This window comes from Acidimicrobiia bacterium (genome assembly GCA_036396535.1).
Lineage (GTDB): Bacteria > Actinomycetota > Acidimicrobiia > Spongiisociales > UBA5794 > DASWKR01.
Genome location: DASWKR010000069.1, coordinates 24,338 through 30,387, shown reverse-complemented (window position 1 = coordinate 30,387; position 6,050 = coordinate 24,338). Strand labels below are relative to the sequence as shown.

The 6,050-nt window shown below is 67.5% G+C and carries 7 protein-coding genes; 2 read left to right on the top strand and 5 right to left on the bottom strand.

Annotated elements, in window-relative coordinates:
* From VGC47_12980 to VGC47_12965, 4 genes are all read right to left on the bottom strand, one after another.
* Positions 1–1,012: GTP-binding protein (locus VGC47_12980; protein HEX9856220.1), on the bottom strand; the 1,012-nt coding region annotated here is incomplete at its 3' end.
* Positions 1,013–1,032: 20 nt separating this feature from the next.
* A complete protein-coding gene (gene rpsG / locus VGC47_12975) occupies positions 1,033–1,500 on the bottom strand; it encodes a 30S ribosomal protein S7 (GenBank protein HEX9856219.1) in 468 nt (155 codons plus the stop codon).
* A gap of 1 nt (position 1,501) precedes the next feature.
* A complete protein-coding gene (rpsL, locus tag VGC47_12970) occupies positions 1,502–1,870 on the bottom strand; it encodes a 30S ribosomal protein S12 (GenBank protein ID HEX9856218.1) in 369 nt (122 codons plus the stop codon).
* Positions 1,871–2,110: 240 nt separating this feature from the next.
* Positions 2,111–2,719: a rhomboid family intramembrane serine protease gene (locus VGC47_12965; GenBank protein HEX9856217.1), complete on the bottom strand. Its 609-nt coding sequence runs from the start codon at positions 2,717–2,719 to the stop codon at positions 2,111–2,113.
* Between the two features lie 92 nt (positions 2,720–2,811).
* Here VGC47_12965 and VGC47_12960 point away from each other — a divergent pair, with 92 nt between their 5' ends.
* A complete protein-coding gene (locus VGC47_12960) occupies positions 2,812–4,038 on the top strand; it encodes an ATP-binding protein (GenBank protein ID HEX9856216.1) in 1,227 nt (408 codons plus the stop codon).
* On the opposite strand, the gene VGC47_12955 is transcribed toward VGC47_12960, so the two are convergent.
* Positions 3,990–4,712 carry a site-2 protease family protein gene (locus tag VGC47_12955; protein ID HEX9856215.1) on the bottom strand — a complete coding sequence of 241 codons (723 nt, stop codon included), beginning with the start codon at positions 4,710–4,712 and terminating at the stop codon, positions 3,990–3,992. The two genes, VGC47_12960 and VGC47_12955, sit on opposite strands and share 49 nt — an antisense overlap.
* A 151-nt stretch (positions 4,713–4,863) precedes the next feature.
* Here VGC47_12955 and VGC47_12950 point away from each other — a divergent pair, with 151 nt between their 5' ends.
* Entirely contained in the window at positions 4,864–6,003 is a 1,140-nt protein-coding gene (locus VGC47_12950) for a trypsin-like peptidase domain-containing protein (GenBank protein HEX9856214.1), read from the top strand.
* Positions 6,004–6,050: the final 47 nt, after the last annotated feature.

Sequence of the window (6,050 nt, the reverse complement as noted above, 5' to 3'; positions counted from 1 at the left end):
TTGACTCGACGTGCCCCGAGTAGACCCGGAAGTAAACGAGATGGCCAACGAACAAGTCGGTCATGATCTTGAACACCAGCGCCACGAACGGAGCTTCGTCGTCCGCCGGCCAAATGAGGACGTGGTCGGTGCCCGGCAACAGGCCCTGGATCGGCGGCACGTCGAGGGGCGAGGGGAGGTAGTCCACCACCGCGTCGAGCAGCGGCTGCACCCCCTTGTTCTTGAAGGCGCTGCCGCAGATCACCGGCTGCAGCCGGTTGGCGATGGTGGCGCGGCGCAGCGCCGCCACGATCTCGTCCTCGGTGACCGCCCCGCCGGAGAGGTACTTCTCGAGCAGCACGTCGTCGGTCTCGGCCACCGCCTCGACCAGTTGCTCGCGCATCTTGTGCGCTTCGGCCGCCGCCTCCTCGGGGAGGTCGACGACTTCGTAGTCGGCGCCCAGGGTCTCGTCCTTGTAGAAGATGCCGCGCATGCGGACGAGATCGATGACCCCTTTGAAGTGCTCTTCCCTGCCCCACGGCAGCTGGATGACCACCGGCGAGGCGGCCAGCCGCGAGCGCATCATCGCCACCGTGCGCGGGAAGTCGGAGCCGACGCGGTCCATCTTGTTGACGAAGGCGATGCGCGGCACCCGGTAGCGGTCGGCCTGGCGCCAGACCGTCTCCGACTGCGGCTCGACCCCGGCCACCGCGTCGAAGACCGCGACCGCGCCGTCGAGCACCCGCAGCGAGCGCTCGACCTCGGCGGTGAAGTCGACGTGGCCCGGGGTGTCGATGATGTTGATCCGGTGATCGCGCCAGAAGCACTGGGTGGCGGCCGAGGTGATGGTGATGCCCCGCTCCTGCTCCTGGGCCATCCAGTCCATCACCGCGGCGCCCTCGTGGACCTCGCCCATCTTGTAGGTGCGGCCCGTGTAGAAGAGGATGCGCTCGGTCGTCGTCGTCTTGCCCGCGTCGATGTGCGCCATGATCCCGATGTTGCGGATCGTGTCGAGCTTGATCGTGCGTGCCATGAGCGAATGAGCTTTCTCGATTACCAGCGGTAGTGGGCAAATGCCTTGTTGGACTCGGCCATCTTGTGTACGTCTTCACGCCGCTTCACCGCGGCGCCGGTGCGGTTGGCCGCATCGAGGATCTCGTTGGCGAGGCGCTCCGCCATCGTGTTCTCTTTGCGGCGGCGGGCGAACTCGACCAGCCAGCGCACCGCCAGGGTCTGCGCCCTGCGGGCCCGCACCTCGACCGGAACCTGGTACGACGAGCCGCCGACACGGCGCGAGCGCACCTCGACCTGGGGCCTGATGTTGTCAACGGCCTTCTTGAGCGTCTGGAGCGGCTCGCCGCCGGTGCGCTTCTCGACGATCTCCATCGCCCCGTACACGATCCGCCGGGCGGCGCCCTTCTTGCCCCGCCACAACACCTTGTTGATGACCTGGCTCACGAGGACGCTTCGATATACGGGGTCCGCCTCGATCTTCTTGACTTCTGCGGGGGCTCTGCGCATGTCAGCTCTTCTTGGCGCCGTATCGGGAACGGGACTGCTTGCGGCCGTCGACGCCTGCCGCGTCGAGGGCGCCGCGGATGACCTTGTAACGGACACCGGGGAGGTCCTTCACACGACCGCCGCGGACGAGGACGATCGAGTGCTCTTGGAGGTTGTGGCCCTCGCCGGGGATGTAGGCCGTCACCTCCATCTGTGACGTCAACCGGACGCGGGCGACTTTGCGGAGCGCCGAGTTCGGCTTCTTCGGCGTCACCGTGTAGACGCGGGTGCACACGCCGCGTCGCTGCGGCGAGCCGGCGAGACCGAGGGTCTTCGTCTTCTTCGGCTTCGGCTTGCGGCCCTGGCGGACCAGCTGTTGCACAGTCGGCACGATGCCTACTTCTCTCTCTTGGGCGGGCCCTTCCCGTGAGTGCGGGAAGGCTTTCTGCACACAGAAATCGGCGCCAACCACCGCGATGGTCGGTCGCCGATCCCTTTCTGGGAGCCACTCCGCCCACAACAGCGCCTCAGTGACCCTGCGGGTGTGAGGAGCCTCCGGGTAGGCAGGGGCTCAGCGGGAAAACCGGATGGCGAGTATAGGCCCCGGGTGTGCGCATGACCAAAACCGGAATCAGCCGGCAACGCCCCCGGCCGGCTTCCGGCCCGCTTCGACGATGAAGGCGGCGGCAACGCCTGCGGCCGCCCCGAACAGATGTCCCTCCCACGACACTCCGATGCGAACCGGCAAGACGCCGAACAGCAGGGTTGATCCGTAGAAGAGGGCAACGAGCACCGCGATGAGGATTCCGCGCGCCCTCCGCTCGAGGAAGCCGACGACGATCAGATGAGCGGCGTACCCGAAGACGAGCATGGATGCGCCGATGTGGACGGCGCTGCGAGCGAACAGCCACGTCGCCAGGCCTCCGACGAAGGCGATGAAGATGGAAACGGTGACCCACCGCCGCAACCCGGCGAGCATCACGAGCCCCCCCAGGATCAGGAACGGAACCGTGTTCGAGAGCAGATGCCCGAACGAGCCGTGGAGGAACGGCGCCCAGGCGATGCCGTCCAGGCCCCCAAGCGCCCGAGGTGTGATCCCCTGCGCCTCGAGGGTCGAGTCGAAGGCGACCCGATCGAGGATCTCCACGAGCCACATGACTGCCAGCATCGCCAGGAGGATGCCGAACCTGGATCTCAGCACGTTGCCCACCGGCCGGCGCGCCTCAGGCATGCCCGTCATGGCGAGAGGGTACCGCCCGGCCCCGGCGTGTCACTCCTTACAGATACGCTGTTAGGAATGGTTCACCGAGAGAGATGTACGGAGGAGGGACGATGAGCCCGATGCCGGGTAGAAACCCGTACCGGCCGGGGGTCGGGCTCACGCCACTCTACCTGGCGGGCCGCGACGGCCAGATCAGACGGTTCGCCAGCACGCTGCGAGGTGCCCCGGACATCCCGGCGAACGTGCGCATCACGGGTCTGCGAGGCGTCGGCAAGACCGTTCTCCTCGGACAGTTCGAGCGGGTCGCGGCGGAGGAGGATTGGGCTGCGGCCTCGATCGAGCTGGAGCACCGCCACGACTCGCCCGAAGCGCTCGTCGCAGTGATCTCGGGGGTTTGTGATGCCCTGAGAGCGAAGCTGTCACGAGCTGCCAGGGTTCGCCGCCAGATGGGCAGGGCCGTCGACCAGGTGTCGCGTGTCAACGTCGGGATCAACGAGATCAAGGTGAGCATCGACCCGAACGCGACGGACGAGGATGCCGAGCTCACCGAGGTCCTGTACGAGACGGTCGTAGCCACAACGAGCCGCGGCAAGCTCGGCGTCGTCCTCATGCTCGACGAGGTCCAGGTCCTCGAGGACCCGGCCTCGCTCTCCGTACTCATCGCGGCCGTCTCGAGCCTGCAGCGAAGCGATGTCCCGGTGGGGCTCGTCATCTGCGGGCTCCCGAGCCTCGACGCCCTCCTCCTCAGGGCGAGGACGTACTCGGAGCGGATGTTCCGCGGAGAGGTGCTCGGACGCCTCGACGACGAGGCGGCCCGCGACGCCCTCGTGAGACCGCTCGACGAGACCGGCGTCGGTATCGACGCCGAGCTCATCGACCACGTCGTTCGGGACGTCGAGGGATACCCGTACTTCATCCAGCTGTGGGGTGCCGAGCTGTGGGACACGGCGGACCATGCCGACCTGCAGCAGCTCGCCTCGGGGCTGCTCGACATCGTGCAGCCCGAGATCGTTCGCAGGCTCGACGTCGACTTCTACGAGCCGCGTGTGCAGATACTCACGCCCGCTGAACAAGACGTCCTCGTACTCACCGGCGAGTGCCCGTACCCTCCGATCAAGGTGTCAGACGTCGTCGAGCACTCCGACCGCTCGATGGGCAACGTCAACGTCCTGCTCGGTCGGATCGTCAATGCAGGCGTCCTGTATCGGGTGCGCCGCGGCGAATACGAGTACACCGCCCCACGATTCCACGAGTTCCTGCAGCGGCGGAGGCGAAAGGATCGGGTGGATCAGATGGGGAACGCGGGAGGCGGTCCGACGTCACGCTCCGGCTCATGACGGTCCGGCTCAGGCGCCGGCCCGGTCGGACCCGCCCCGGCGGGCTGAGCCTCGACTGAGGGGGACATGACACCGATCAACGTGATGATCAGGACGAACACGGCGGCGAAGCGCTGATCGAAGCGGAGGGCGATCCACGCCGCGACGAGTCCGAAGACGAGCGACGCCACCTTCGACACCACCTCGGCGCGCCTCGGTATGACTATCTCGAGGAGGCTCGTCATCATCTGACCGCCATCGAGTGGCCTGATCGGCGCCCAGTTGAGGATCCCCCACCCCACCGCGGCGAACACGAAAGCGAAGACCAGGTTGAACAGAAGTGGGCTCGATCGATCGATGAGCCCGGTTCGAAGTGCGACGAGGAACGGGGTCCCTGCCGCGATCGCGACCGCCGAGCCGGCAGCCGCGACGACGAAACGCCGCTTCGGGGTGAGCGACGGATCCGCCGGGTACATCGTCGCCCCTCCCAACGCGAACAGCGTGATCGAGACCTGCCTGATGCCGAAGGCCCTTGCCGTGAATGCATGGCCCGCCTCGTGGATCAGGATGGCGAGGAAAACCCCGACCACCCATGGAACGAGGAACACGGGCTCGAAGCTGCCGCCGATGAAGGCGACGAACAGGAACGAGGCGCTCACGGTGACCGGGATCGGCCCGAGCTGGAACTTCAGCATGGCCGTCGATAGTAGGGAGCGAGCAGGCGCAACGGGCCGGGCGCAACCCGGATGGAACCTCCCCGTGTCGAGGGTCGAGCGGCCTTGGCGCTTATGCCCGCCTTATGCGGCTCGGCCTACTTTGCCGCGAGACACGAGCGAGGAGAAGGCGATGGACGACGAATCCGGCACGAGGGTGGACGTCCTCCCCGACCACCCGGGGCCCTGGGCAGCCACGGTCGCCGCATCGGCGCCACCCGGCGGCCGCGACCCGGCCCCGCCTCCGGCCGGGAGCGGGCCGCGCGGCTTCCGTTGGTACCTGTTCGCATCCATCGCACTCCTGCTCGTCGTCGTGTCGGCGGCGTCGTTCGCGATCGGCAGGAGCGCCCGAAACGAGCCTGCCGCCGCGCCCATCGCTCCTGCCACGACCAGCGCCGTGGTAGAGCCGGCGGCGTCTCCCGAGCCGGTCGTCGCCGTTGCGGAGACGCTGGAACGCTCCGTCGTGCAGATCGACACCGATCTCGGCCTCGGCTCCGGGGTCATCTACGACTCTTCGGGTCTGATCCTCACGGCCGCCCACGTCGTTGGCGATGCTCGAGCAGTCGTCGTCCAGCTCTTCGACGGGTCCAAGCTCGACGGGACGGTGGTGGGAACGGACGAGGACAGTGACGTCGCGGTTGTGAGGATCGAGTCGACCGGGCTCGTCGCCGCCGACCTCGCAATCGACGAGGACCTCCGGGTCGGCCAGATGGCGATCGCACTCGGCAGCCCGTTCGGGTTCGACCAGAGCGTGACCGCCGGAGTCGTGAGCGCCACGAGCCGAGCCGTCGTCGACGCCGCAGGAGTCGTGATGCAGCTCATCCAGACGGACGCTCCGATCAATCCCGGCAACTCGGGAGGCCCCCTGGCGAATCGGGACGCCCAGGTGATCGGGATCAACGACCAGATCATCAGCAGGTCCGGCGGCAACGACGGGGTCGGCTTCGCCATCCCGATCGCACGCGCCAAGGAAGTGGCCGATCAGCTGGTCGAAGGCCGGGTGATCGAGCAGGCGTTCCTCGGGGTGAGCGGCACCGATCCGGCGCTCGGACAGGCAGGTGGGCTCGTCACCGAGGTCGTGGCAGGATCACCCGCAGACGAGGCAGGGCTCGAGTCGGGCGACCTCGTCACGGCCGTCGACGACGTCACGATCACGTCCTTCACGGAGCTCGCAGGAGCTGTGCGCGCACATCGGCCGGGAGATCAGGTAACACTGTCCCTGACACGCAACGGAAACCAGAACCAGGTCCGGGTGACGCTCGGCGGGAGCTGAGCCTCATCGATGGAGCAGGCGCCGCCGCAACCCGCGGCGGCGCCTTT

Coding starts and splice junctions, on each gene's coding strand:
- VGC47_12960 (HEX9856216.1), top strand. CDS start 2,812: ATGAGCCCGATGCCGGGTAGAAACCCGTACCGGCCGGGGGTCGGGCTC.
- VGC47_12955 (HEX9856215.1), bottom strand. CDS start 4,712: ATGCTGAAGTTCCAGCTCGGGCCGATCCCGGTCACCGTGAGCGCCTCG.
- VGC47_12965 (HEX9856217.1), bottom strand. CDS start 2,719: ATGACGGGCATGCCTGAGGCGCGCCGGCCGGTGGGCAACGTGCTGAGA.
- rpsG (HEX9856219.1), bottom strand. CDS start 1,500: ATGCGCAGAGCCCCCGCAGAAGTCAAGAAGATCGAGGCGGACCCCGTA.
- VGC47_12950 (HEX9856214.1), top strand. CDS start 4,864: ATGGACGACGAATCCGGCACGAGGGTGGACGTCCTCCCCGACCACCCG.